Consider the following 23732-nt stretch of genomic DNA (forward strand, 5'->3'; position numbering starts at 1 on the left):
GTGCCAGGGATCAAGCTCTAACAACGGGCACGATGTGCCTCGATTGGGGGCGCTTCACCTAACTCAGCCCTCATGGTGAGGAGCGCGCCGCTTGGCGCGCGTCTCGAACCATGAATCGGAGTGCTGGGCCATCCTTCGAGACGCGGCGCAAGTGCGCCGCTCCTCAGGATGAGGACGGAGCAGCGGTCACCCTCACATCGTCGCGCCGAGCACCCAGGGCGCGAACTCCGCGCCGCCGAAATCGAAGCTTTCGCTCTTGGTCGGCGCGCCGGACGCGGTCTTGAGCATCAGCTCAAAGATGCGCTGGCCGCATTCCTGCACCGTCTCGTCGCCATCGAGGATGGTTCCGCAATTGATGTCCATGTCCTCTTCCATGCGCTTGAACATCGGCGTGTTGGTGGCGAGCTTGATGGACGGCGCCGGCTTGCAGCCGAACACGCTGCCGCGGCCGGTGGTGAAGCAGACGAGATTGGCGCCGCCGGCGACCTGCCCTGTCGCGGCAACGGGGTCGTAGCCGGGCGTGTCCATGAAGACGAAGCCTTTCTTGGTGATCGTCTCGGCATAGTTCAGCACGTCGACGAGATTGGTCGAGCCGGCCTTGGCCATCGCGCCCAGAGATTTTTCGAGAATGGTCGTGAGGCCACCGGCTTTGTTGCCGGGGCTCGGATTGGCGTTCATCTCGGCGCCCTCGCGTTCGCAATAGGCGTCCCACCAGCGCATCAGCCCGACCAGTTTCTCGCCGACCTCGCGCGACACCGCGCGGCGCGTGAGCAGATGTTCGGCGCCATAGGTCTCCGGCGTTTCCGACAGCACCACGGTGCCGCCATGACGCACCAAGAGATCGCTCGCCGCGCCGAGCGCCGGATTGGCGGATATGCCCGAATAGCCATCGGAGCCGCCGCATTGCAGAGCGACCGTCAACTCGCTGGCAGAGACTTCCTCGCGCGTGACGTTGTTGGCATCGGCCAGCACTTCATTGACGAAGGCGACGCCCGCTTCCGTTGTCTTGCGGGTGCCGCCGATCTCCTGGATCTGCATCTCGCGCAGACGTCCTGCGAGCTTCTGCTCCTGCATCAAGCCACCGATCTGGTTGATCTCGCAGCCGAGACCGAGCACAACCACATGCGAGAAATTCACGTGCCGCGCATAGCCGCCGAGCGTCCGCCGCAGCAGCGTCAGCGGTTCGTCCTGCGTCATGCCGCAGCCCGTCTTGTGGGTGAGCGCGACGACGCCATCGACATTGGGATAGTCGGCGAGCGGATTGTGCCCGGTGAAGGGATTTTTCTTGAACACATCGGCGACCATGCTGGCGACATGCGCGCTGCAATTCACCGAAGTGAGGATGCCGATATAGTTGCGCGTGGCGACGCGGCCATCGCTGCGCTTGAGACCCATGAAGGTGGCGGGCAGATCGAAATTCGGCGTCGGCTTGACGTCGACACCGTAAGCATAGTCGCGATCGAAATCGCCCATGCCCATGTTCTGCGTATGGACATGCTGGCCGGGCGCGATCGGCTGCGTGGCAAAGCCGATGATCTGCCCGTAGCGGCGGATTTCCTCGCCGGTGGCGATGGGCCGGATCGCGACCTTATGGCCCGCGGGGATGCGCTCCGACGTCACGACGCCTGTCGTCACCTCGATACCGGGCAGCAGCGTGGTGCGCGCGATCAATACGGCGTCGTTGTCATGCAGACGAATGACGGGGGATGGAGCCATCGGGATTTCCTCGCGAGCGTTTTGTGGTCTGGCAGACCTCTTGTTTGGAATGACTCTAGCTGAAAGACGCAGGCGGCGTCAGCCCCGCTGTGGCCCATGATGACGCCGATCAGACATGCGTCATCACCCCCATTGTTTGCGGCGCGGGGGCGCCGTCGTCCTTTGCATTCCCACCCTCTTGTGAGAGGGCGTGCGGAACGCCAGGTGCCCGTTGCACCCTTGGGCCTGATGCGATGCGGTCTTCCGCAATTGAGAGTGCATCAGGACTTTCGGAGGCGCCGAGCAAGTGCCCGACGTTCCGCCTGCGGTGTTTTTTCGGTTGCTTGCACTTTGCCTCGACGAACGCTCCGATCGCGAATTAAAGTCCCAAGGCGATGGGAAGGGAGCCTCAAGCGAGTAAGCCGAACGCGTTTTGACTTGGTCGTCCGTCACACTGTCCAGGATTCTGTCCATCCCCAAGGCCGACCGTCTCCTTGCCAGTGGCAGTGCTGGCGCAGATCCGTCCTGCCCGAAGACAGACGTTATCCATGAACCGCGTCACGCCGCATCTCCGGCGTCCACCGCATCCTGCCCCGCGAACGTGACGATCGCGATCGCCCCTCTCGGTGGGGCAGGACGAAGGGGAATATAAACCTGATGGAGATGCTGTCAACGGGATTTAGGAATAAATGTTTTGGTGCGTATTACCCCCACTGTCATTCCGGGGCGCGGGCGCGCCTTCGCGCACGCGAACCCGGAATCCCGACCTGCTTTGCGCTGAACACTCTGAGATTCCGGGCTCAGTCCGGCCCGCTTCGCGGTCCGTCCTGCCCCGGAATGACAGTGGGGGCACCCCCGGAATGACGAGCATGGCTCCGCGCTCGCGTGCGGCTTGCGCCGCGAACACGCCGGAATGACGCCCAACTATTGCGGCTGCGGACCCAGGCTCGCAGCGAGTTCGGCCCAGACCGGCGCCTCTTCCTTGTAGAGCGCCTGGCTCGCCTCCAGTGTCATCGGGCCCTCGTCGATACCCTGGCTCTTGAGGAGTTCACGCACGCGATCGCTCTTGCCGGCGCCAACAAACAGCGCTGACAGTTTTGCGACCACCTCCGGCGGCGTCTTCGCCGGAGCCACGCAGCCCTGAAAGGTCAGCAGGCTGTGCGCGCGTGAGGTTGCGCCCTGTTCGAGGAATGTGCCGACGTCGGGAAGATCCTTGATGCGGCGGCGCGACACCGCAACGGCGCGCGCTTTCCCGGTTTGCAGCACCGGCAATGCCGCGGCGTAACTGCCGATGCCGGCATCGATCGACCCACCGGCGAGATCCTGCCACATGGGCGCCTCGCCGCGATAATGCACCGCCTCCATCTTCAGCCCATACTGCTTGTTGAGCTCGACGATGACCATATGCGCGAAGGAGCCGGACGCATATGTGCCGACATTCACCTTCTCGGTCTTGCGCGCATAGTCGATGAAGTCCTTCAGCGTCTTTGCGCCGACCTTCTCGCTCACCATCAGCGGCAGACTGCCGCCCGGCATCACCGCGACCCAGGCGAAGTCCTGCGGGACACTGTACTTGATGTCCTTGATGAGGACGGGATTGAGCATATAGGCGGTGGTGTTGCAGATCATCAGCGTGTGGCCGTCGGGATCGGAGCGTTTCAGCTCCATCGCCGCAACGGCGCCACCCGCACCGGCCTTGTTCTCCACCACCACAGTCTGCCCGAGTTCACGCGACAGATATTCGCCATAGACGCGGGAGAATTGATCGGTCTGGCCGCCGGCCGCGGAGCCCGCGAGAATCTTGATCGGCTTGGTTGGCCAGCTGTTGGCGCGGACGAGTGACGGCGCACTCAACAATGCAGCAGCGCCTGCGCCCGCAGTGACGAATTGGCGTCGATTGAGCAGACGCAAGTTGTTTCGCACGATCGTTCTCCCGATTTGATCTTATCTCTGCGGATAAGTGTATCGAGTATGACCGGCTTCGCCTGCGAAGGCAAAGCAGCAGTGACACGTACAGGCGTTCGGAAAACACATGCGGCAACACCGCCTCTGGCGTGCATGCCATCAGCCGGAATATTGCCCGGCCGTCAGCGGCGCGTCATGGCTTCGGCGGAAAATGCGTTCGCCAATGCTGCGCGACATCGATGCCGCGGCAGAACCATACGCCATCATGCGCGCTCATGTGTTCGAGCATCCTGATGAGGCCGCCAACACGGCCAGGACGGCCGATCAAACGGTCATGCAAACCGATGGACAGCAGTTTCGGCGCGCCGGCGACGCCTTCCGCGTGGAGAACATCGAAGGCATCGCGCATGTAAGTGAAGAACTGCTCGCCGGTCGAGAAGCCGGAATTCTCGTTGAAGCGATTGTCGTTGGATTCATAAGAGTACGGCACGACGAGAAACGGGCCGTGCTCGGTCTTCACCCAGTAGGGCAGCTCATCCGCGAGCGAGTCGCGGTCATAGAGAAAGCCGCCCTCCTCCGCGAGCAGGCGCCGCGTGTTGGGACCGGGACGTCCGGTCATCCAGCCGAGCGGGCGGCTACCGGTCAGCTCGGTAAGTATCTCGATCGCCTTGCGGATATGCGCACGCTCGGTCGCTTCATCCACATGGCAATAGTCGATCCAGCGATAGCCGTGGCTGACCATCTCGTGGCCGCGCGCGACGCAGGCTTTCGCCAGCTCCGGATTCTGCTCCATCGCCCGCGCGACGCCGAGAATACTGACAGGCACCTTGAAGCGATCGAGAATATCGAGAATGCGCCAGGCGCCGCGACGGCTGCCATATTCGAACACGGACTCCACCAGCGGAACGCGAACGCCCTCTTTCGTCGGCACGCCGATATCGTTGAGCATGCCTTCGGAGACCGCATCGCCATTCACCAGCGTGGACTCGCCGCCACCTTCGATATTCAGGCTGATGCTGACCGCGATCTTCGCGCCGTTCGGCCAGCGCGGGTCGGGTGACGTGGCGCCGTAACCGACGAGATCGCGCGCCTGCATCGGTTCAGGACGGATGTCGCCGGGCTTCATCGCTGCAAATTCGGACATAGGGCCTCCGGAATGGCTCGGTCGAGCGGCACGGTGCAGGCATCATAACCGAAGAACCAGTCGGTCTCGGTCGGGCCATGCATCCACGAATTGGCGATGGAAATCTGCTGGATGTCGGCGACGCGCGGGATGCGGATCATCGTGTAATGCGCGAAGGCCGTGGCGGGGTCGCCGAACTCGGCGATGCAGCGACCGAGGATCGCGGCGTCCTCGATGGCCGCCGAGCCGCCAGCCGCCATGAACGGACGCACCGCATGGCAGGCATCGCCCATCAGCACCACGCGACCCTTGTGCCAGGTGTCGTTGCGCGGCCGATCGAAGATCGGCCACACGGTGACGTCTTCCGCCGCTTCCGCCGCGCGCCTGAGATCGGGATGCGCGCTGTCGAAGGCGGCAATGAATTCGTCGCGGTCGCCCTTCACCGGCGAACCGTCGCCGTCCCAGCGCGCCATCGGCAGCGCCGCCATGACATAGACCTCGTTGCGGTCGGGCGTCATGTAGTAAGCCAGCGTATGCCGGTCGGGCGCCCACCACTTGGTACAGTCGTCGATGGGGTCACCCGTGATGCGGCTCGCCGGAAACACCGCGCGCGGTGCAGAACGCCCGATGAAGCGTGGCTCTTCCGCGCCAAGGATGAGTTCGCGGGTGATGGAGCGAATGCCGTCAGCGCCGATGGCGATATCGGCCTCCGCGCTTGTGCCGTTCTCGAAGCGCAAGGTGAGCGCGTCGCCGCGCTCCTCGATGCCGGTGAGCTTGTGGCCGAAACGGATGGTGCCGGGCGCGAGCGGTCGCTGCAGCAACTGATGCAGATCGGCGCGGTGGATATTGACAAAGGGGCCGCCAAAACGCGCTTCGCATTCCGCGTCGAAATCGAGCCTGTAGAGCTGTTCGCCCGTATCCCATGCACGGCTGAGAAACGCATCGGGGCGAATGCCGGTGGCGGCGAAGGCGTCTTCGAGATCGAGCCGTCGCAGCACCTTGGAAACGTTGGCGCCAAGAATGATGCCGGCGCCGATGCGCGAAAAACGCGGCGACTGCTCATAGACCGCAACCGGAAAGCCGGCGCGCTGCAGCAGCCCCGCCACCGTCAATCCGGCGAGACCCGCGCCGAGAACGGCGATCCGTGTTCCGCGATCCATCTCTCACCTCGTTCCAGCGGCGCCACAGCGTCCAAGAGCGCATCATTCGATAGCGAATGATTTCGCTTAGAACGGGCTGCTCGCAGCTGTCAAGCAACGGCGTGAGCCGCCTCAGAAACGAGCCACATGCGCGGATATTACGCGGAATTTCGTTTATCTCGATGAGTTTTTGGGCAGCGTCGCCGTTGATCTTCCTCAAATCCGCCCTTAGCATTTATTCGACCGCGAACGAATTTGGGTGCGCCGCTTGCGCAGCGAAAGCCGGCCTCCTCCTCACCCGTCACTGAAGGTCAGACCATGAAATTCCGCGCTCGCCTCACCGCCGCCCTGCTTGCGACCCTGGCCACGGCCGGCGTCTCCAGCGCGCAGGCTGCCGAGATCAATTTCATCACCGATTTCGGCTTCAACGGCCGCCACGCTTATTTCTACGTCGCCCGCGAGAAGGGCTACTACAAGGCCGAGGGCTTCGACGTGACCTTCGTGCGCGGCCAGGGCTCGGCCGACGCCATCAAGAAGGTTGCTGCCGGCGTCGCCACCTTCGGCTTCGCCGATGCCGGTTCGCTGGTGCTGGCGCGAGGCAATGACGGCGTGCCGGTGAAGCTGGTCTCGGTGGTCTATGCGAAGCCGCCGCAGGCGATCTTCGCCATCAAGGGCAGCGGCATCAATTCGCCGAAGGATCTCGAAGGCAAGACCGTCGCCGACACCGCATCAAGCTCGGTGCGCCTGCTGTTCCCGGCTTTCGCCAAGGCCGCCGGCATCGACGCCAGCAAGGTGAAGTGGGTGGTCGCCGAAGGCTCGGCGCTGCCGTCGCTGCTCGCCAACGGACGCGCGGATGCGATCTGCCAGTTCTCGGTCGGCGAGCCGCTGATTGCGGCAGCCGTGGCGCCGAAGGAAGTCACCCGTATCAACTACGCCGACTCCAATCTCGATTATTACGGCAACGGCCTGATCGCCTCCGAGGAGATGATCGCAAAGAGCCCGGATCAGGTGAAGGCCTTCGTCCGCGCCACCATCAAGGGCATGAAGGACGCCTTCGCTAATCCGGCGGAAGCCGCCACCATCATGGCGAAGTATCAGAAGGAGCTCGCGCCTGCCGTGATCGAAGGCGAGACCAGGCTGGTGAAGGAGCTCGCCGAAGTGAAGGGCGCGCTCGGCCATATCGAGCCGAAGAGCATCGCCAGCACCGTCGATGTGATGTCGGCCAACTTCACGCTGAAGAATCCCGTGAAGCCGGAAGACCTGTTCGCGCCGGGCTTCATCGACTGATGACGGCGATTTCCGCACACAATGATGCGCCGTCGCGGACTGCCGCGGCGGTGGTTCCTGCAATCGACCTCAAGGGCGTCACCAAGACCTATCCCGGCAAAGGCGGCAAGGCGACCCATGCACTCGGCCCGGTCGATCTGCGCATCGATCCCGGCAGTTTCGTCTCGGTGGTCGGCCCGTCAGGCTGCGGCAAGTCCACGCTGCTGCGCCTCGTTGCAGGGCTGGAAATGCCGGACACCGGTACCATGCAGCGCTATGGCACGCCGCTCGAGGGCCCATCGCATGAAGTGGGCATCGTGTTTCAGGAGCACGTGCTGTTTCCGTGGACCAGCGTGCTCGACAACGTCTTGCTTCCCGCCGACGTGCTGGCGCTGCCGAAAGCCGCCGCGCGCGAGCGCGCGCTGAAACTGCTCGAACTCACCGGCCTGAAGGATTTCGCCCATCAGCGCCCGCAGGCACTGTCCGGCGGCATGAAGCAGCGCGCCGCCTTCTGCCGCGCCATGATCTCCGATCCGCGCCTGCTACTCCTCGACGAACCCTTTGGCGCGCTCGACGCGCTCACCCGCGAGGAATTGTCGCTCGAACTCTCGCGCCTCTGGCAGGAGCTCGGCCGCGCCGCGCTGCTCATCACCCATGACATCGAGGAGGCGATCCTGCTTGGTGACCGCGTGCTGATCATGTCGGAACGCCCCGGCACCATCCGTGCCGACATCACCATCGATCTGCCGCGTCCGCGCGATGCCGACACCGTGAAGCTGCCGCGCTTCCAGGAGATCAAGAACCAGATCCGCGACATCATCTTCAACCGGATGGGTGGCTGATCATGTCCTTCCCGCGCTTCATCGAACGCGCCGCCACGCCACTGATCTATCTGGCGCTATTGATCGGCTGGGAACTCATCTGCGACGCCCTGAAAATTCCGACATGGATCCTGCCGGCGCCCTTGGAGATCTATCATTCAGCCGTAAAGTGGGCGCCGGAGCTGGCATCGAATGCCCTGGTGACACTGCGCGAGACCGTGCTCGGCTTCGTGCTGGCGATCGCGCTGTCGCTGCCGCTGGCGATCCTGATCAGCCTCAATCCACTGGCGCGCCGGATTATCTATCCGATCCTGCTCGGCCTGCAGTCGGTGCCGAAGGTCGCCGTGGCGCCGCTGATCATCCTGTGGTTCGGCCTCTCCGAATGGCCGAAGATCCTGGTCGTGGTGCTGGTCTGCTTCTTCCCGATCCTCGTCAACATGGTTGCCGGCTTCGAGGCTGCGCCAAAGACCATGCTCGACCTGATGCGCTCGCTCGGCGCCTCGCCGCATATGGTGTTCCGCCGGCTGCGCGTTCCCGTGGCGCTTCCGCACTTCTTCACCGGCTGCAAGGTGGCGGTGACCTTCGCCGTGATCGGCGCGGTGATCAGCGAATTCGTCGCCGCGCAGGACGGGCTCGGCTATCTGATCCTGACCTCCACCGCGCAGTCGCAGACGCCGCTCGCTTTCGCCGCCATCGCGCTGCTCACCGTGCTAAGTATCGCGCTGTTTCACGGCATCGAGTTTATCGAACGACGTGTGATCGACTGGACGCCGTGACGCCATGACTGACGAGACATCTGGATCGAAACCACCCTCGCGTCGCCCGACACGCGCGCGCGCGGCAATGCGCGAACAGGTCGAGGCCATTTTTGCGCAGTGGCAGACGGAGCGACCGGATATCGACCCCAGCCCGGTGCACATCTACGGCCTGATCGGCCGGATTCAGATGCAATGCACAGCCCTCATCGACGAGGCGCTCGCGCCCTTCGAACTGACGCGCGGCACCTATGACGTGCTGACGGCGCTGCGCCGCGCCGGCGCGCCCTACAGCCTGTCGCCGAAGCAGATCGCCCAATCGCTGCTGCTATCAGGCGCCGGCCTGACCAGCCGGCTCAACAAGCTGGAAGCGCAGAACTACCTGGCGCGGCTGCCGGAGCCGAACGATCGCAGGACGCTGCGCGTGCAGCTTACCTCGGCGGGCGAGACCGTGATCAATGAAGCGATCCCGCGGGTGTTCGACGTGCAGCGGGAGTTGCTGGCACCGCTCGGACTCGAAGGACAGCAGCTCTTGATGCACGAACTCACGCGCTTCGCCGACGTGATCGACGGCCGGCAGAGCGAGATCAAGACAGACACGGCGCCGGTGGTGGGGTGATCCTTCCTTCTCCCCTTGTGGGAGAAGGTGGCACGGCCGAAGGCCGTGACGGATGAGGGGTCCGGCCGGGCGCTCGGAGCTTGTGGCTACCCCTCACCCGTCTCGCCGCTTCGCGGCGATCCACCCTCTCCCACAAGGGGAGAGGGAAGAGAGCCTGTGGCGTTACGCCTTGCCGCCCGAGCCCTTGCGGGTGTCGTTGACCCAGCTCTTCGCGCCGGTGGCGAGAATGCCGCTGTCGTTGAGCAGTGTCACCAGCTTGAAGCCCATGCCGATGTTCTTGGCGGCGCCGACCGGGCCCGAGCAATGGATGCCGGGATTGAGGCCGCGCTTGTCGCATTCCTTGATGAGCTTGTCGTAGATCTTGAGGATCTCCGGCTCCTCGCGATCGAGCTTCGGCACGAGGCCATAGGAGAAGCCGAGATCGCTTGGGCCGACATAGACGCCGTCGATGCCTTCGACATCAAGAATGGCTTCCATGTTATCGACCGCGGTCTTGGTTTCCAGCATCGGCAGGCAGATGATGTCGGCGTTCGCCGTCTTCTGGTAGTCGCCGGCGCCGCCATACATGCCGGAGCGGATCGGACCGTTGCTGCGGGTGCCGCGCGGCGGATACTTGCAGTACTGCACGAAATTCTCGGCTTCTTCCTTGGTGTTGACCATCGGGCAGATCACGCCGTAAGCGCCGCCGTCGAGCACCTTGCCGATGATGCCGGGCTCGTTCCATGGCACGCGGACCATCGGCGTCACCGGATGCGCACCCATCGCCTGGAAGCACTCCACCATCGACATGTAGTCCTGCACGCCGTGCTGGATATCGACGGTGACGCTGTCGAAACCGCACTGCGCCATCACTTCGGCAGAGAAGCCCGACGGAATCGCGAGCCAGCCGTTGACGGCGACCTTGCCCGCCTTCCAGATTTCCTTGACTTTGTTTGCCATCGATATTTCCTCCGCTCTTCATGAGACGTCATGGCCGGGCTTGTCCCGGCCATCCACGCCTTTTCAGTGATTGATAGTAAAGACGTGGATGCCCGGGACAAGCCCGGGCATGACGACGGTGAGTGTTGCGTGACGCATGACTACGACGTCGCCTTCTTCACGGCGTCTTCGCTGACGCCGACGTCGCGGGCGGTCTGCACGATGGCAGCCCAGGTCTCATCCGGCAATGGCACGCCATTCGCAGTGCGCTCGGCACGAGTCTTGGCCTCGTTGTCGCCGGGGATCAGAACGGCATCGACGCCGGCGGCCGGCTTGGCGCTCTTGAAGAAGTCGACATAGCGCGCGACTTCGCCGTCGAAGAAGTTCGCGGGGTCGATGACCTTCGGATCGATATAGATCGAGAACATGCCATTGGCGAAAGGCCGATCATACTTGGTGGCACCGTTGCCGGTGAGCGCTCCGCCGAGCAGTTCGCAGATCAATGCGAGGCCGGAGCCCTTGTGATCGCCGAAGGCGCGGATCGCGCCGGTGCCCTTGGAGTGATCGCGCGGACCTTGCATCTCATGCGGGCCGTAGAGCAGTGCCGGATCTTCGCTCAGCGTGCCATCGGGAGCGATCAGCGCGCCCTTCGGCAGCTTCTTGCCACCGCGCGAGGCGACCAGCACCTTACCTTCGGCGACGACCGAGGTCGCGAAATCGAGCACCACCGGCATCTGTCCGGGACGCGGAATGCCGACGCAATAGGGAGCGGTGGACAGACGGCGCTCGACGCCGCCATAGGGCGCGACCAGCACGGAGCCTGCCGCGGTGACGAAATGGATCGAGACCAGGCCCTCGGCCGCGGCCATCTCGGCCCAGTCGCCGATGCGGCCGATGTGACCGGAATTCTTGGTGGCGATGGCGGAGAGACCGGCCGCCTTGCACTTCTCGATGCCGAGCTTGACCGCCTGCGGGCCGACCGTCTGGCCATAGCCGAAGCGGCCATCGACGACGGCGAGCGACGGCGTATCGACGGGGATTTCGATGGTCTGGTTCGGGGTGATCATCCCGTTATTGCGCCAGCGGATATAGACGGGCACGCGGATGACGCCGTGGCTGTCATGGCCGGTGAGGTTCGCTGTCGTGAGATAGGTCGCGATGCGCCGGGCTTCTTCCGGAGAAGAGTCGGCATGGGCGAACACGTCGGCAACGAAATCGATGAGCTTATTGACTTGAACTGTAACCATGGCGGGACATTCGTCCTTGTTGATGGGCAGCGAGGCCGTCGGTGCAAGCCCTCAATGGGCCGCAAGACCCGCTGCAGGTTTGCCATGACCGCCGAGATAGGCGGCCGCGATGGCCTCGTTGGCCCAGAGATCCTCCGGCTTGCCGCCAAGCACGATACGGCCGGTTTCCAGCACGTAACCCTGATCGGCGACGGATAGTCCCATGCGCGCATTTTGCTCCACAAGCAAGACCGTGGTGGACAGCCGAATTTCCGTAATGATGCGGAACACCGCCTGCACGATGACCGGCGCGAGGCCGAGGGAGGGCTCGTCCAGCAGCAGCAACCGCGGCTTGGCCATCAGGCCGCGGGCGACCGCGACCATCTGCAACTGACCACCGGACAGCGTCCAGCCGAGCGCACCAGAGAATTTCCGTATGTCGGGAAACAGATCGAACATCGCGTCGGCTTCGCGCGAGAGCTCGGCCTTGCTCGCTTTGCGATTGGAGCCGCCGAGCATGATGTTCTCTTTCACCGTCAGGCCGGGAAACACCCGCCTGCCCTCCGGCACATGGGAGATGCCCATCCGCACGATGGCTTCCGGGCCCAAACCTGCGATCGACTTGCCGTCGAACAGGATGTCGCCCGAGGCCGGCTTGGCGAGACCCGAGATCGCACGCAGCGTGGTCGACTTGCCGGCGCCATTGGCACCGAGCAGCGTCACCACCTGCCCTTCCTCGACATTGAACGACACACCGCGGAGCGCGACGATTTCGCCGTAGCGGACATTGAGATCGTTGATTTCAAGCAGCGGCATCAGTCTGTTCCGAGATAGGCCGAGACGACATCGGGATGGCGCAGCACCGCCATCGACTCGCCATCGGCAATGCGCCGTCCGAAATTCAGCACGGTGATGTGCTGCGCTGCTTCCGACACCAGCGTCATGTCGTGATCGATGATCAGGATGGTCAGCCCCTGCGCGGCGATGCGCTTGAGCAGTTCATGCAGTTCGAGCTTCTCGGTCGAATTGAGGCCGGCAGCGGGCTCGTCCAGCAACAGCAGCGTCGGATTCGCCGCCAATGCGCGCGCGATCTCGATCAGGCGCTGATGGCCGTAGGAGAAGCTGGAGATCAGCTCCATGGCGCGCGGGCCGAGGCCGACGAAAGTGAGCGCCGCCAGCGCCCGCTCGGTCAGCGCGGCTTCATCGCCCTTGCCGGTCAGCGTATTGCCCGGACGCTCGGCGCCGATGATGACGTTTTCCAGTGCGGTCATCGAGCGGAACAGGCGGATGTTCTGGAAGGTGCGGCCGAGCCCCGCTGCTGCGCGCAGATGCGGCGGCATCGTGGTGACGTCGGTGCCGTCCAGCACCACCTTGCCGGAGGTCGCGTTGTAGAGACCCGAGAGCACGTTCAGCGTCGTGGTCTTGCCGGAGCCGTTGGGACCGATCAGCGCATGCACGCCGCCGCGACGCACGGATATGTCGACCTGATCGACAGCTTTCAACCCGCCGAAATGTTTCGACAGGCCGGTGACTTCGAGCACCATGTCACCACCGGTCGCGGCCGGCTTGAGCTGCAGCGGCGCGCTGGTCACGGCCACCTTCTTGCTGCTGCGCATGCGATCATAGGCCGCGGTGACGAAGCCCCAGATGCCGTCGGGCATGAAGCGGATGATCAGGATCACCGACAGGCCGTAGATGGCGAGATAGAGGCCCGGCACGCTCTTGAGGAAGCGCAGCCATTCCGGAATCAGGATCAGAAGACCCGTGCCGATGGCGGAGCCGATCGGCGACGCCACGCCGCCGAGCAGCGACATGGTCAGGAACACGATGGATTCGGCGAAGGAGAACTGATCCGGCGAGATATAGGCGAAGCCGCCGGCGAACAGACCGCCGCCGAGCCCGCCGAGCACGGCCGATATGGCGAAGGCATAAACCTTGGTGCGGAACACATCGATGCCGTTGACGCCGGCTGCGAGTTCATTGTCGCGCACCGCGCGCATGGCGCGGCCGAGCCGCGTCTCCGGCAGATGCCAGACGATGTAGCCGACCAGCGCCAGCATCGCCACGCAGAAGGCGAGATAGGACTGCGACGACAGGAACAGCGACGGGCGGCCGATCTTCGACACGCCGTCCGGCCCCTTGGTGAGCCAGATCGCATTGATCATCACCAGCGTGACGATCTGCTGGAACGAGATCGTCACCATCGCGAGGTAATGGCCGCCGAGCCGCAGCGTCGACAGGCCGAGCACCGCGCCGGCGACCAGTGCCATCACGCAGCCCGCCACCAGACACAGCCAGTAGCTGAGCTGATAGTCCGTGGTGCCGATGCCGACCGCATAGGCGCCGAAGCCGAAGAATGCCGCCTGCGCCAGGTTGATCTGGCCGCACAGGCCGAGCACCACCGACAGGCCGAACACGGCGATGGCGAAAGTGGTGGCCTGCATCAGGATGTTGAGAATGTAGCCATCGAACTGCATCGACGCGGCGAGGAAGACCACGATAGCCGCGCCGATGAAATACGGCGCGTGACGCAGCAGCAGCGGCTTCGGACGCGTGATGACCACTGCCGGGATGTTGTCGCTGGAGGTGCTCATGCTTTCTCCGCGACACGTTCGCCGAAGATGCCCTGCGGACGGAACACCAGGAACAGCACCAGCACGAGGAAGGCGAAGCCATCCTTGTAGGGCACAGAGATATAGGCGGCGCCGAATGTCTCGATGATGCCGAGCGCGAGACCGCCGATGATGGCGCCGGTGACATCGCCGAAGCCGCCGATGATGGTGGCTGCAAACGCCTTCAGCGCGATGGTGGAGCCCATCTGGATCGACACGAACAGGATCGGCGCAACCAGAAGCCCGGCGAGACCGCCGAGCACGGCCGAATAGATGAAGGTGACCATGATCATGGTCGAGACGGAAATACCGAGCAGCGACGCCATCTCCTTGTCCTGCGAGGTCGCCTGCAGCTTCTTGCCGATCATCGTGTGTTCGAAGAACCAGTAGTTGAAGATCACCAGCGCGATGGTGACCACGATGATCAGCAGATACTGGCTGTCGAGATAGACCGGACCGAGCTGGATGCCGGGCGTATCGAACCAGCCCGGCAGCACCTGCGGCTGCGGGCCATACAGCGCCAGCACGCCATTGGCCATCAGGATCGAGGCGCCGATGGTGGCGATGATGACAGGCAGATAGGTGCGGTGGCGCAGCGGATAATAGACGCCGAGATTGAAGATGACGCCGATGACCGCCATGCCGGCGAGCGCAATGATGAAGGACAGCCAGTAAGGCAGTTCCAGATCGACGGCGCAGACCACCATGAGATAGGCGGCGACCATCGAGAACTCGCCCTGCGCGAAATTGACGACATTTGTCGCCCGGAAGATCAGCACGAAGCCCAGCGCAACCAGCGCATAGACGGCGCCGATGCCGATTCCCGTAAACAGTAACTGCAGTACCAGATCCATCAGGCGTGCTCGGTGGGAGGGTTACTCGTCATTCCGGGGCGGACGACAGCGGCGAAGCCGTCTGGCGGACGAACCCGGAATCCCGACATGGTGTGCGTGGCAACGGGCGCTGAACATTCTGGGATCCCCCGCCACTCCAATTGGAGTGGCTGAGGTTCACGCGCAAAGACGCGCGTGCCCCGGGATGACGGTGAAGGCCGTCGGACGACGGCCCTCACCGTCAGTTATCGAATTCGATGTGCTTGTCGAAGACGATGTTGCCCTTCTCGTTCTTCACGATGTTGTAGCCGTGCAGACCGTCGCCGTTCTTGTCGAAGTTGTATTCGCCTTCGGCTCCCGGATATTTCTTGACCGTGAGGATCGCCTCGCGGATCTTCTGCGGATCGGTCGAGCCGGCATTCTTGATCGCCGTTGCCAGCACGTTGATCGCATCATATGGCCAGGAGCTCTGGTTATCCGGTGCAACCTTGTAGGCATCGCGGTAAGCCTTGCCGAAGGCCTTCGACGCCTCGGAGGAATCTTCCGCGTAATCGGCGACGCCATAGGTGCCGTAGAGCGCGGGACCGGCGAGCTTCAACGCGGTGACGTTGACGATCGAGGGTGAGCCGACCCACGGAATGTTGACGCCGAGCTGACGGAGCTGACGGGCAAAAATGCCGAGATCGTTTTCGAAGGTGAAGTATGAGCCGAGAATGTCGGCGCCGGACTGCTTGATCGCGAGCACGACCGGCGTGAAATCCTGGCTCTGATTGGCATAGCCCTGATCGAGCGCGACGGTTGCACCCAGCGGCCCGAGCGCTTCGGTCAGTGCCTTGCCGCCCGCGGTGCCGAAGGCATCGGTCGAATGCAGCACGGCCCACTTCTTCTTGTCGAGATTCTTGACGCCGTATTCGGCGATGACGCGGCCGGAATAGCTGTCATTCGGACGGAAACGGAACAGCCAGGGATTGCCGAGCTTGGTGAGGTTCGGATCGGTGCCGCCGAACATCACCGGCTTGCCGAGTTTGAGCACGTCGGGCGCCATCGCATGCACCTGAGTCGAGCGGATCGAACCGAGGAAACCGACGATGTCGGGATTGGCAGCGAGCTTGGAGAAGGCCAGCACGATGCCGGGATTGGTGGTCTGGTCGTCCTCGATGATCAGTTCGATCTGTTTGCCGAGGATGCCGCCCGCCTTGTTGATGGCCTCGACTGCGAGTTTGGCGCCGCCGGTCGCATATTTGCCCGCTTCCGCCGCCGGTCCCGTAATCGGCGCGCACATGCCGATCTTGATCGTTCCGCCGCCCTGGGCGCGCGCGCTGCCAATAATGTAGGGGGCGGTCAGACCAGCGGCCAATCCTGCCGTGAATCCACGTCTCGTGAGCGTCATCGTTCTCTCCCTAAGAGGCCGGACTTGGGCGCCAGCCTTCTTTTGATGGCGGGAGTTGAGCGAAAAATTCTTCTCCTGTCTACAGCCCAGCGAAATTCGTACGACGAATTAACGCTCGCGTGACGTGCGACGGCCTTGCCGCAAAAATATGCAGATCAGTTATTCACCAGCGTCATCGTCTTCCGCGCCATCGGCAGCAGGCATGGCCAGCAGCGCGGCTTCCAGCTCATGCAACAAAGCCTGCAGGTCCGACAATTTGCGCGCGCCGAAGCGCTTCGTCATCTCGGCGTAGATTGCCTCCGATGTGGGCGCGACAGCTTCGATCAATTTAAATCCCTTTGACGTGATCGAAACAATGCTGCGGCGCAAATCGGCCTTCAGCAAGCGCCGCTCGATCAGCTTGCGCCCTTCGAGATCGCGCAGGATGCGCGACAGGCTCGGCCCCAGCAGGAAGGCGACACGCGCGAGTTCCGTCACCTCGATCTCGCCCGATGCCGCGAGCGCGCGCAGGATGCGCCATTGCTGTTCGGTGAGATCATGCGCCCGCAGCGACGGGCGGAAATGTCGCATCACCGATTCCCGCGTTCGCAGCAGCGACATCGGCAGCGACTGCGAGAAGTCGCGCATGGGGATTTTAGCGACGGACTTGGCGGCGGTCCGTGGCTTTGATGCTGTCGTCATGGTCGCCTCTATAGAATGATTCTGGCGCATCCCAGTGTGCAACGCACAATCGAATTGTCACGGCCGGGGTTTGATCGCAACAACTTAACATGTTAATCACTTTTCCGCGCGGCTTTTCTGCGCGGGATGACGACGCGATGGCACTCACCTCTTCAGACATATCAAGCGCTGCGCAGCGCCTGCATCACGCCGAGAAGACGCGGACGCAGATCCGGCAACTGTCGCTGGATCATCCCGGCATCACCATCGACGATTCCTACGCGATCCAGAAAGCCTGGATTGCAATCAAGATCGGTGAAGGCCGCGTGGTGCGCGGCCACAAGATCGGCCTCACCTCCAAGGCGATGCAGAGCGCGCTGAATATCGACGAGCCGGATTCCGGTGTGCTGCTCGACGACATGTTCTTCGCCGATGGCGGCATCGTTCCCACCGATCGCTTCATCGCAACCCGCGTCGAGGCCGAACTGGCTTTCGTGATGAAGACACGGCTCGAAGGGCCTGATTGCACGATGTTCGATGTGCTCAATGCCACCGACTTCGTGGTCCCGGCGCTGGAGATCCTCGACACGCGCGTCGAGCGCGTCGATGCGGCGACGAAAGCCACGCGAAAGATTTTCGACACCATCGCCGACAACGCCGCCAATGCCGGCATCGTGCTCGGCGGCCGGCCGATGCGGCCGCTGGAGACCGATCTGCGCTGGGTCGGCGCCATGTGCCACCGCAACGGCCAGCTCGAAGAAACCGGCCTCGCCGCCGGCGTGCTCAATCACCCCGCCACCAGCGTCGCCTGGCTGGCCAACAAGATCGCGCCGCATGGGCTAGCGCTGGAACCCGGTCAGGTCGTTCTCGCCGGCTCGTTCATTCGCCCCATCGAGACCCGCAAAGGCGACACGATCCAGGCGGACTATGGCCCATGGGGCACCGTGAGCTGCTACTTCGGCTGAACAGGGATCACGCACCATGCCGCATTTCACCATCGAATATTCGGCCAATCTCGACGGCGCGATCGATATCAGCGCGCTCTGCGAGGTCATCCGCAATGCTGCGGTGCAGACCGGCATCTTTCCGCTCGGCGGCATCCGCGTCCGCGCGATCCGCTGCGAGCATTATGCCATCGCCGACGGCCGCGCCGGCCTCAGCTTTCTCGATATTCTGCTGCGGATCGGCGAAGGCCGGTCGCTCGAGGCTCGCCAGACGGCCGGTGCGCATATCTTCGATGTGGTCTCGACCCATCTCGACAACGTCTTTGCGTCCGGCAGATTCGCATTGTCCTTCGACATGCAGATCAATGACAGCGCGACCAGCTGGAAGCGCAATCCCATTCACGACCTGCTGAAAGCCGAGGCCAACAATGGCTAAGACCCCTGCCGATCCCGCCGCCGTCCTTCAGGCCAACACCGAGCGCGCCGCGCCGCTGCTGAAGAAGCTCTCGGTCGACGGTATCGGCAATATTATCGATGGCCGGATCGTGCCGTCATCGTCGGGTGAGGTGTTCGAAACGACGTCGCCCATCGATGGCACCGTGCTGGCACAGGTCGCGCGCGGCACGGCAGCGGATATCGACAAAGCCGCCAAGGCCGCCCAGCGCGCCTTCAAAGAATGGCGCGACATGGCGCCGACCGCGCGCAAGAAGCTGCTGCATCGCGTCGCCGATGCCATCGAGGACAATGCCGACGACATCGCCGTGCTGGAATGTATCGATACTGGCCAGGCGCATCGCTTCATGGCCAAGGCCGCGATCCGCGGCGCCGAGAATTTCCGCTTCTATGCCGACAAATGCCTGGAGGCGCGCGACGGCCTGAACATGCCGGCCGATGAGCACTGGAATGTCTCGACTCGCGTGCCGATCGGCCCGGTCGGTGTCATCACGCCGTGGAACACTCCGTTCATGCTGTCCACCTGGAAGATCGCGCCGGCGCTGGCGGCCGGCTGCACGGTGGTGCACAAGCCGGCGGAATGGTCGCCGGTCACGGCTGACCTGCTGGCGAAGCTTGCCAAACAGGCCGGACTTCCCGACGGCGTGCTGAACACCGTGCACGGCTTCGGCGAAGAATCCGGCAAGGCGCTGACCGAGCACCCCGCTATCAAGGCCATCGCATTTGTCGGCGAAAGCGCCACCGGTTCCGCGATCATGGCGCAGGGCGCGCCGACGCTGAAGCGCGTGCATTTCGAACTCGGCGGCAAGAATCCGGTGATCGTATTCGATGACGCCGATCTGGACCGCGCGCTCGATGCCGTGGTGTTCATGATCTACTCGCTGAATGGCGAGCGCTGTACCTCGTCCAGCCGGTTGCTGGTGCAGGCGAGCATTGCCGATACATTCATCGAGAAGCTCACGGCCCGCGTGCAGGCACTGAAGGTCGGGCATCCGCTCGATCCCAGAACCGAAGTCGGCCCGCTGATCCATGAGCGGCATCATGCCAAGGTGTGCAGCTATTTCGACATCGCGCGGCAGGACGGCGCGACTATCGCCGTCGGCGGCAAGCCTTATGACGGCCCCGGCGGCGGTCATTACGTGCAGCCGACGCTGGTGACCGGCGCGCGCAAGGACATGCGCGTGGCACAGGAAGAAGTGTTCGGCCCGTTCCTCACGGTGATCCCGTTCGGCAACGAAGCCGAAGCCATCGAAATCGCCAACGCCGTGCAATACGGCCTCACCGGCTATGTCTGGACCAATGATGTGGGCCGTGCGCTGCGCGTGGCCGACGCGCTGGAGGCCGGCATGATCTGGCTCAATTCGGAAAATGTCCGCCACCTGCCGACGCCATTCGGCGGCATGAAAGCCTCCGGCATCGGAAGGGATGGCGGGGATTATTCGTTCGAGTTTTATATGGAAACCAAACACATCTCGCTGGCGCGCGGGACGCATAAGATACAGAGACTTGGTATCTAGACTGTCATTCCGGGGCACGTGCGCCCTTACGCACGTGAACCCGGAATCTCGTGCGGTTCATCCCCCTCTGAACCGCCCGGCATCGAGAAGTGATGAACATATCGGGATTCCGGGTTCACGTGCGCTAGTGCGCACGCGCCCCGGAATGACGAGATAAAAACGCAGGAAACGCCCATGCCCGTGCCGACCCACGTGTTCGATCCGCCCTTCAACATCCTGCGCTCCAGCCATGTCGTGCTGGATGTCACTGATCTCAAGGCCAGCCGCGCATTCTATGAGAACGCGGTCGGCCTGCATGTCGAGGACGCCGACAGCGACACCGTCTATCTGCGCGCCGTCGAGGAGCACCAGCATCACTCGCTGGTGCTGCGCAAGGCGGCAACATCAGCCTGCCATCGGCTGGGCTTTCGCGTCGCCAGCGAGAACGATCTCGACAAGGCCGCCGCCTGGTTCGCCGCCAACGGCATCACCTATTCCTTCGTCGAGCGCCCGTTTCAGGGCCGTACGATGCATGTCACCGATCCGTTCGGCTTCCAGATCGAACTTTATGCGACCATGGAGAAGCGTCCGCATCTGCTGCGCCGCTTCGACCTCTACAAGGGTTGCCATCCGCAGCGGCTCGATCATTTCAACGTCTTCGCCGCCGAGGTGCAGGACACCGTCGACTTCTATGCGCGGCTCGGCTTCCGGCTGACCGAATATGGCGAGGAGGACGGCGAAGGCGGCCGCATCGCCGCTGCCTGGATGCATCGCAAGGGCAATGTGCACGACTTCGCCATCACCAATGGCAAGGGGCCGCGGCTGCACCACTTCGCCTATTGGGTGCCGACCGCGATGAACATCCTGCATCTCTGCGACGTGATGGCGTCATCGGGCTATCTGAAGAACCTCGAACGTGGCCCCGGCCGCCACGGCATCTCCAATGCGTTCTTCCTCTATGTCAGGGATCCCGACGGCCATCGCCTCGAACTCTACACGTCAGACTATCAGACCATGGACACCGACCACGAACCGCTGCGCTGGTCGCTGAAGGACCCGCGCCGCCAGACCCTGTGGGGCGCCCCTGCGCCGCGCTCGTGGTTCGAACAGGGATCACCGTTCAATGGGCAGGCGGTGCGCGAGCCGGCGTTTGTAGCGGATGTGACGATTGCGGATTGATGACAATAGAGTCTGAGGAACACGCGCGATGACCCACTCCCGCCTCGCCACCTTCACCGTCAACGGAGCCCTGAAATACGGCGCCGTCACTGACGATGGGATCGTCGATCTGTCGGCGCGCTACGGCGGGGATTATCCGACGCTGCGCGAGGCCATCGCGCATGGCGCCTTGCATCGCCTCGCCGATGCCGCGGCCAACCAGCCTGCGGATTTTGCACTGGAGAGCATCACCTGGCAGCCGCCGATCCCCGCCCCGGAAAAGATCATCTGCATCGGCGTCAACTATCCGGACCGCAACGCCGAATACAAGGACGGTCAGGACGCGCCGAAATATCCTTCGATGTTCATGCGCACGCCGCGCTCCTTCGTCGGGCATGAGGCGCCGCTGGTGCGGCCGCGCGTATCCAGGCAGCTCGACTATGAAGGCGAAGTGGTGCTGGTGATCGGCAAGGCCGGGCGACACATCGCCGAGGGCGATGCGCTGGACCACATCGCCGCGCTGACGCTCTGCAACGAAGGCACCATCCGCGACTGGGTGCGCCACGCCAAGTTCAACGTCACCCAGGGCAAGAATTTCGAGTCCACCGGCAGCCTCGGGCCGTGGATCGTGCCTTATCACGACGAGAGCCAGATCGCTGACATCCGCCTCACCACGCACGTCAACGGCGAGTTGCGGCAGGACGATCGGACCTCGCGGCTGATGTTCGGCTTCCGCTATCTCCTGAGCTATATCTCGACCTTCACGACTCTCGTGCCCGGCGACGTGATCGTTACCGGCACGCCGACTGGCGCCGGCGCGCGCTTCGATCCGCCGCGCTATCTTGCGCCCGGCGATGTGATCGAGATCAAGGCGGACGGCATCGGCACGCTGCGCAATGGCGTCGTCGACGAACACTAACGGATTGGAATACGCATGACTGTTCTCACCGGTGGCGAAGCCATCGTCAGCGGGCTCAAGGCGCACGGCGTCGACACGGTGTTCGGCCTGCCCGGCGCTCAGGTCTATGGCCTGTTCGATGCCTTTCATCAGGCGAAGCTGAACGTCATCGGCGCACGCCACGAACAAGCCTGCGGCTATATGGCCTTCGGCTATGCCCGCGCCTCGGGTAAGCCTGGCGTGTTCAGCGTGGTGCCCGGCCCCGGCATTCTCAATGCCAGCGCGGCAATGCTGACCGCTTTCGGCTGCAACGAGCCGGTGATGTGCCTCACCGGTCAGGTGCCGAGTGATTACCTTGGTAAGGGCCGCGGTCATCTGCATGAAATGCCCGATCAACTCGCGACGCTGCGTAGCTTCGTCAAATGGGCCGAGCGCATCGACTATCCCGCGGACGCACCGACAAAAGTGGCGCGCGGATTTCAGGAAATGATGTCCGGCCGCCGCGGCCCCGTGGCGCTGGAAATGCCATGGGACGTGTTCACGCAGCGCGCGGAAACCGCCGCAGCGACGACGCTTGAACCCTTCGCCGCGCCCTCGCCCGATCCTGATCGGATCAAGGCCGCCGCTGCGCTGATCAAGGCCGCCAAGGCGCCAATGATCTTCGTCGGTGCTGGCGCGATGGATGCAGGCGACGACATCCTCGCACTCGCCGAGATGATCGACGCGCCCGTTGTCGCGTTCCGCTCGGGGCGCGGTATCGTCAGCAATGCCCATGAGCTCGGCCTCACCATGGCCGCCGCCTATAACCTGTGGCCGCAGACCGATCTCATGATCGGCATCGGCTCGCGGATGGAATTGCCGACCACGTTTCGCTGGCCGTTCCGGCCGGATGGCATCAAGTCCATCCGCATCGATATCGATCCCGTCGAATTCAGACGGCTCACGGTTGATACGCCGATCGTTGCCGATGCGACCGAAGGCACGCGCGCGCTCGTCGCCGCCGTCAGCAAGGCCGGATATACGAAGACATCGGGCCGCCGCGAGACGATCCGCGCGGCATCGGCGAAAGCGCAGAAGGATATCCAGGCGATCCAGCCACAGATGGCCTATCTCGACATCCTGCGCGACGTGCTGCCGGACAACGCCATCGTCACCGACGAGCTGTCGCAGGTCGGCTTCACCTCATGGTTCGGCTTTCCGGTCTACCAGCCGCGCACCTTCATCACCTCGGGCTATCAGGGCACGCTCGGCTCGGGCTTTCCCACAGCGCTCGGCGCCAAGGTCGCGCAGCCGGACCGGCCGGTCGTGGCGATCACTGGCGATGGCGGCTTCATGTTCGCGGTGCAGGAACTGGCGACGGCCGTGCAGTTCAAAATCGGCGTGGTGACGCTGGTGTTCAACAACAATGCCTATGGCAATGTCCGCCGCGACCAGTTGCAGGTGTTCGACGGCCGCGTAGTGGCCGCCGATCTGGTCAATCCGGATTTCGTCAAGCTCGCGGAGTCATTCGGCGTCGGTGCTATCAGGGTGACGTCACCGGCGGAATTCAAGCCGGCGCTGGAGAAGGCCCTCGCGGATGGCGGGCCATATCTGATCGCGATCGACGTGCCACGCGACTCGGAAGTCAGTCCGTGGGCGTTCATTCATCCGAAGAAGCCTTCTTAACCTCTCCCCGCTCTGCGCGGGGAGAGGTCGACCGGCGTAGCGCAGCGAAGACGGTCGGGTGAGGGGCGAGGCAAGAAAGACGACACATGCTCAACCTGTCGGGTCGAAGATGTGCGATCCGATAGGAATAGTTCGCAGCAACTGCAGTGGATGCCC

General features: G+C 63.4%; 21 protein-coding genes. 10 read left to right on the forward strand and 11 right to left on the reverse strand.

The features are described from left to right. Positions 1-192 precede the first annotated feature (192 nt). The 4 genes from CHC01_RS15095 to CHC01_RS15110 all read right to left on the reverse strand — a co-directional run bounded on the left by CHC01_RS15095 (position 193) and on the right by CHC01_RS15110 (position 5883). Entirely contained in the window at positions 193-1716 is a 1524-nt protein-coding gene (locus CHC01_RS15095; RefSeq protein WP_089265084.1) for a UxaA family hydrolase, read from the reverse strand. Positions 1717-2619: 903 nt separating this feature from the next. Then, on the reverse strand, positions 2620-3618 hold the full coding sequence (locus CHC01_RS15100; protein ID WP_244499825.1) for a Bug family tripartite tricarboxylate transporter substrate binding protein: 999 nt from the start codon (positions 3616-3618) through the stop codon (positions 2620-2622). A gap of 175 nt (positions 3619-3793) precedes the next feature. Next, a complete protein-coding gene (locus tag CHC01_RS15105) occupies positions 3794-4744 on the reverse strand; it encodes a polysaccharide deacetylase family protein (RefSeq protein ID WP_244558370.1) in 951 nt (316 codons plus the stop codon). After that, positions 4723-5883, reverse strand: coding sequence for an FAD-dependent oxidoreductase (locus CHC01_RS15110; RefSeq protein WP_089265085.1), 1161 nt, complete (start codon positions 5881-5883; stop codon positions 4723-4725). The genes CHC01_RS15105 and CHC01_RS15110 overlap by 22 nt, the downstream gene beginning before the upstream one ends. Before the next feature lie 297 nt (positions 5884-6180). On the opposite strand from CHC01_RS15110, the gene CHC01_RS15115 reads away from it, so the two are divergent. From CHC01_RS15115 to CHC01_RS15130, 4 genes are read left to right on the forward strand one after another with little or no spacing between them, the layout of a single operon-like run. Continuing rightward, positions 6181-7149 carry an ABC transporter substrate-binding protein gene (locus CHC01_RS15115; RefSeq protein ID WP_089265680.1) on the forward strand — a complete coding sequence of 323 codons (969 nt, stop codon included), beginning with the start codon at positions 6181-6183 and terminating at the stop codon, positions 7147-7149. Then, positions 7149-7970: an ABC transporter ATP-binding protein gene (locus CHC01_RS15120; RefSeq protein ID WP_089265086.1), complete on the forward strand. Its 822-nt coding sequence runs from the start codon at positions 7149-7151 to the stop codon at positions 7968-7970. Before CHC01_RS15115 ends, CHC01_RS15120 begins: the two co-directional genes overlap by 1 nt. A gap of 2 nt (positions 7971-7972) precedes the next feature. Further along, on the forward strand, positions 7973-8725 hold the full coding sequence (locus tag CHC01_RS15125) for an ABC transporter permease (protein ID WP_089265087.1): 753 nt from the start codon (positions 7973-7975) through the stop codon (positions 8723-8725). 4 nt (positions 8726-8729) lie between these two features. After that, the gene (locus tag CHC01_RS15130) at positions 8730-9323 is read left to right on the forward strand and encodes a MarR family winged helix-turn-helix transcriptional regulator (RefSeq protein ID WP_089265088.1); all 594 of its coding nucleotides are present in this window, start codon (positions 8730-8732) and stop codon (positions 9321-9323) included. Between the two features lie 162 nt (positions 9324-9485). Here the strand turns inward: CHC01_RS15130 and CHC01_RS15135 are convergent, their stop codons facing one another. From CHC01_RS15135 to hpaR, 7 genes are all read right to left on the reverse strand, one after another. After that, positions 9486-10262: an HpcH/HpaI aldolase family protein gene (locus CHC01_RS15135; protein ID WP_068735824.1), complete on the reverse strand. Its 777-nt coding sequence runs from the start codon at positions 10260-10262 to the stop codon at positions 9486-9488. Between the two features lie 140 nt (positions 10263-10402). Continuing rightward, positions 10403-11488, reverse strand: a complete 1086-nt coding sequence (locus CHC01_RS15140; protein ID WP_089265089.1) for a malate/lactate/ureidoglycolate dehydrogenase — start codon at positions 11486-11488, stop codon at positions 10403-10405. A gap of 51 nt (positions 11489-11539) precedes the next feature. After that, the gene (locus tag CHC01_RS15145) at positions 11540-12283 is read right to left on the reverse strand and encodes an ABC transporter ATP-binding protein (RefSeq protein WP_089265090.1); all 744 of its coding nucleotides are present in this window, start codon (positions 12281-12283) and stop codon (positions 11540-11542) included. Next, positions 12283-14061: a branched-chain amino acid ABC transporter ATP-binding protein/permease gene (locus CHC01_RS15150; RefSeq protein WP_089265091.1), complete on the reverse strand. Its 1779-nt coding sequence runs from the start codon at positions 14059-14061 to the stop codon at positions 12283-12285. Before CHC01_RS15150 ends, CHC01_RS15145 begins: the two co-directional genes overlap by 1 nt. Beyond that, positions 14058-14933, reverse strand: coding sequence for a branched-chain amino acid ABC transporter permease (locus CHC01_RS15155; protein WP_089265092.1), 876 nt, complete (start codon positions 14931-14933; stop codon positions 14058-14060). Before CHC01_RS15155 ends, CHC01_RS15150 begins: the two co-directional genes overlap by 4 nt. Positions 14934-15153: 220 nt before the next feature. Beyond that, positions 15154-16302, reverse strand: a complete 1149-nt coding sequence (locus tag CHC01_RS15160; RefSeq protein WP_089265093.1) for an ABC transporter substrate-binding protein — start codon at positions 16300-16302, stop codon at positions 15154-15156. A gap of 159 nt (positions 16303-16461) precedes the next feature. Beyond that, complete coding sequence (gene hpaR, locus CHC01_RS15165) at positions 16462-16983, reverse strand: homoprotocatechuate degradation operon regulator HpaR (RefSeq protein WP_244558371.1); 522 nt, start codon at positions 16981-16983, stop codon at positions 16462-16464. 137 nt (positions 16984-17120) lie between these two features. On the opposite strand from hpaR, the gene hpaH reads away from it, so the two are divergent. From hpaH to CHC01_RS15195, 6 genes are all read left to right on the forward strand, one after another. Further along, the gene (gene hpaH / locus CHC01_RS15170; RefSeq protein WP_089265681.1) at positions 17121-17927 is read left to right on the forward strand and encodes a 2-oxo-hept-4-ene-1,7-dioate hydratase; all 807 of its coding nucleotides are present in this window, start codon (positions 17121-17123) and stop codon (positions 17925-17927) included. A 16-nt stretch (positions 17928-17943) separates the two neighbouring features. Further along, the gene (locus tag CHC01_RS15175) at positions 17944-18342 is read left to right on the forward strand and encodes a 5-carboxymethyl-2-hydroxymuconate Delta-isomerase (protein ID WP_089265095.1); all 399 of its coding nucleotides are present in this window, start codon (positions 17944-17946) and stop codon (positions 18340-18342) included. Further along, complete coding sequence (gene hpaE / locus CHC01_RS15180; RefSeq protein WP_089265096.1) at positions 18335-19876, forward strand: 5-carboxymethyl-2-hydroxymuconate semialdehyde dehydrogenase; 1542 nt, start codon at positions 18335-18337, stop codon at positions 19874-19876. Before CHC01_RS15175 ends, hpaE begins: the two co-directional genes overlap by 8 nt. A gap of 174 nt (positions 19877-20050) precedes the next feature. After that, positions 20051-21034 (forward strand): 3,4-dihydroxyphenylacetate 2,3-dioxygenase, encoded by a 984-nt coding sequence (gene hpaD, locus CHC01_RS15185; protein ID WP_089265097.1) that lies wholly within the window; start codon positions 20051-20053, stop codon positions 21032-21034. Between the two features lie 28 nt (positions 21035-21062). Continuing rightward, positions 21063-21932, forward strand: coding sequence for a fumarylacetoacetate hydrolase family protein (locus CHC01_RS15190; protein ID WP_089265098.1), 870 nt, complete (start codon positions 21063-21065; stop codon positions 21930-21932). A 15-nt stretch (positions 21933-21947) separates the two neighbouring features. Then, positions 21948-23576 carry a thiamine pyrophosphate-dependent enzyme gene (locus CHC01_RS15195; protein WP_089265099.1) on the forward strand — a complete coding sequence of 543 codons (1629 nt, stop codon included), beginning with the start codon at positions 21948-21950 and terminating at the stop codon, positions 23574-23576. Positions 23577-23732 lie beyond the last annotated feature (156 nt).

The sequence above is a fragment of the Tardiphaga sp. OK246 genome (genome assembly GCF_900188215.1).
Lineage (GTDB): Bacteria > Pseudomonadota > Alphaproteobacteria > Rhizobiales > Xanthobacteraceae > Tardiphaga > Tardiphaga robiniae.

Excerpts from the sequence above, each read along its gene's own strand:
- CHC01_RS15095 (WP_089265084.1), bottom strand. The coding sequence starts at position 1,716 with ATGGCTCCATCCCCCGTCATTCGTCTGCATGACAACGACGCCGTATTG.
- CHC01_RS15105 (WP_244558370.1), bottom strand. The coding sequence starts at position 4,744 with ATGTCCGAATTTGCAGCGATGAAGCCCGGCGACATCCGTCCTGAACCG.
- CHC01_RS15110 (WP_089265085.1), bottom strand. The coding sequence starts at position 5,883 with ATGGATCGCGGAACACGGATCGCCGTTCTCGGCGCGGGTCTCGCCGGA.
- CHC01_RS15115 (WP_089265680.1), top strand. The coding sequence starts at position 6,181 with ATGAAATTCCGCGCTCGCCTCACCGCCGCCCTGCTTGCGACCCTGGCC.
- CHC01_RS15120 (WP_089265086.1), top strand. The coding sequence starts at position 7,149 with ATGACGGCGATTTCCGCACACAATGATGCGCCGTCGCGGACTGCCGCG.
- CHC01_RS15125 (WP_089265087.1), top strand. The coding sequence starts at position 7,973 with ATGTCCTTCCCGCGCTTCATCGAACGCGCCGCCACGCCACTGATCTAT.
- CHC01_RS15130 (WP_089265088.1), top strand. The coding sequence starts at position 8,730 with ATGACTGACGAGACATCTGGATCGAAACCACCCTCGCGTCGCCCGACA.
- CHC01_RS15135 (WP_068735824.1), bottom strand. The coding sequence starts at position 10,262 with ATGGCAAACAAAGTCAAGGAAATCTGGAAGGCGGGCAAGGTCGCCGTC.
- CHC01_RS15140 (WP_089265089.1), bottom strand. The coding sequence starts at position 11,488 with ATGGTTACAGTTCAAGTCAATAAGCTCATCGATTTCGTTGCCGACGTG.
- CHC01_RS15145 (WP_089265090.1), bottom strand. The coding sequence starts at position 12,283 with ATGCCGCTGCTTGAAATCAACGATCTCAATGTCCGCTACGGCGAAATC.
- CHC01_RS15150 (WP_089265091.1), bottom strand. The coding sequence starts at position 14,061 with ATGAGCACCTCCAGCGACAACATCCCGGCAGTGGTCATCACGCGTCCG.
- CHC01_RS15155 (WP_089265092.1), bottom strand. The coding sequence starts at position 14,933 with ATGGATCTGGTACTGCAGTTACTGTTTACGGGAATCGGCATCGGCGCC.
- CHC01_RS15160 (WP_089265093.1), bottom strand. The coding sequence starts at position 16,302 with ATGACGCTCACGAGACGTGGATTCACGGCAGGATTGGCCGCTGGTCTG.
- hpaR (WP_244558371.1), bottom strand. The coding sequence starts at position 16,983 with ATGACGACAGCATCAAAGCCACGGACCGCCGCCAAGTCCGTCGCTAAA.
- hpaH (WP_089265681.1), top strand. The coding sequence starts at position 17,121 with ATGGCACTCACCTCTTCAGACATATCAAGCGCTGCGCAGCGCCTGCAT.
- CHC01_RS15175 (WP_089265095.1), top strand. The coding sequence starts at position 17,944 with ATGCCGCATTTCACCATCGAATATTCGGCCAATCTCGACGGCGCGATC.
- hpaE (WP_089265096.1), top strand. The coding sequence starts at position 18,335 with ATGGCTAAGACCCCTGCCGATCCCGCCGCCGTCCTTCAGGCCAACACC.
- hpaD (WP_089265097.1), top strand. The coding sequence starts at position 20,051 with ATGCCCGTGCCGACCCACGTGTTCGATCCGCCCTTCAACATCCTGCGC.
- CHC01_RS15190 (WP_089265098.1), top strand. The coding sequence starts at position 21,063 with ATGACCCACTCCCGCCTCGCCACCTTCACCGTCAACGGAGCCCTGAAA.
- CHC01_RS15195 (WP_089265099.1), top strand. The coding sequence starts at position 21,948 with ATGACTGTTCTCACCGGTGGCGAAGCCATCGTCAGCGGGCTCAAGGCG.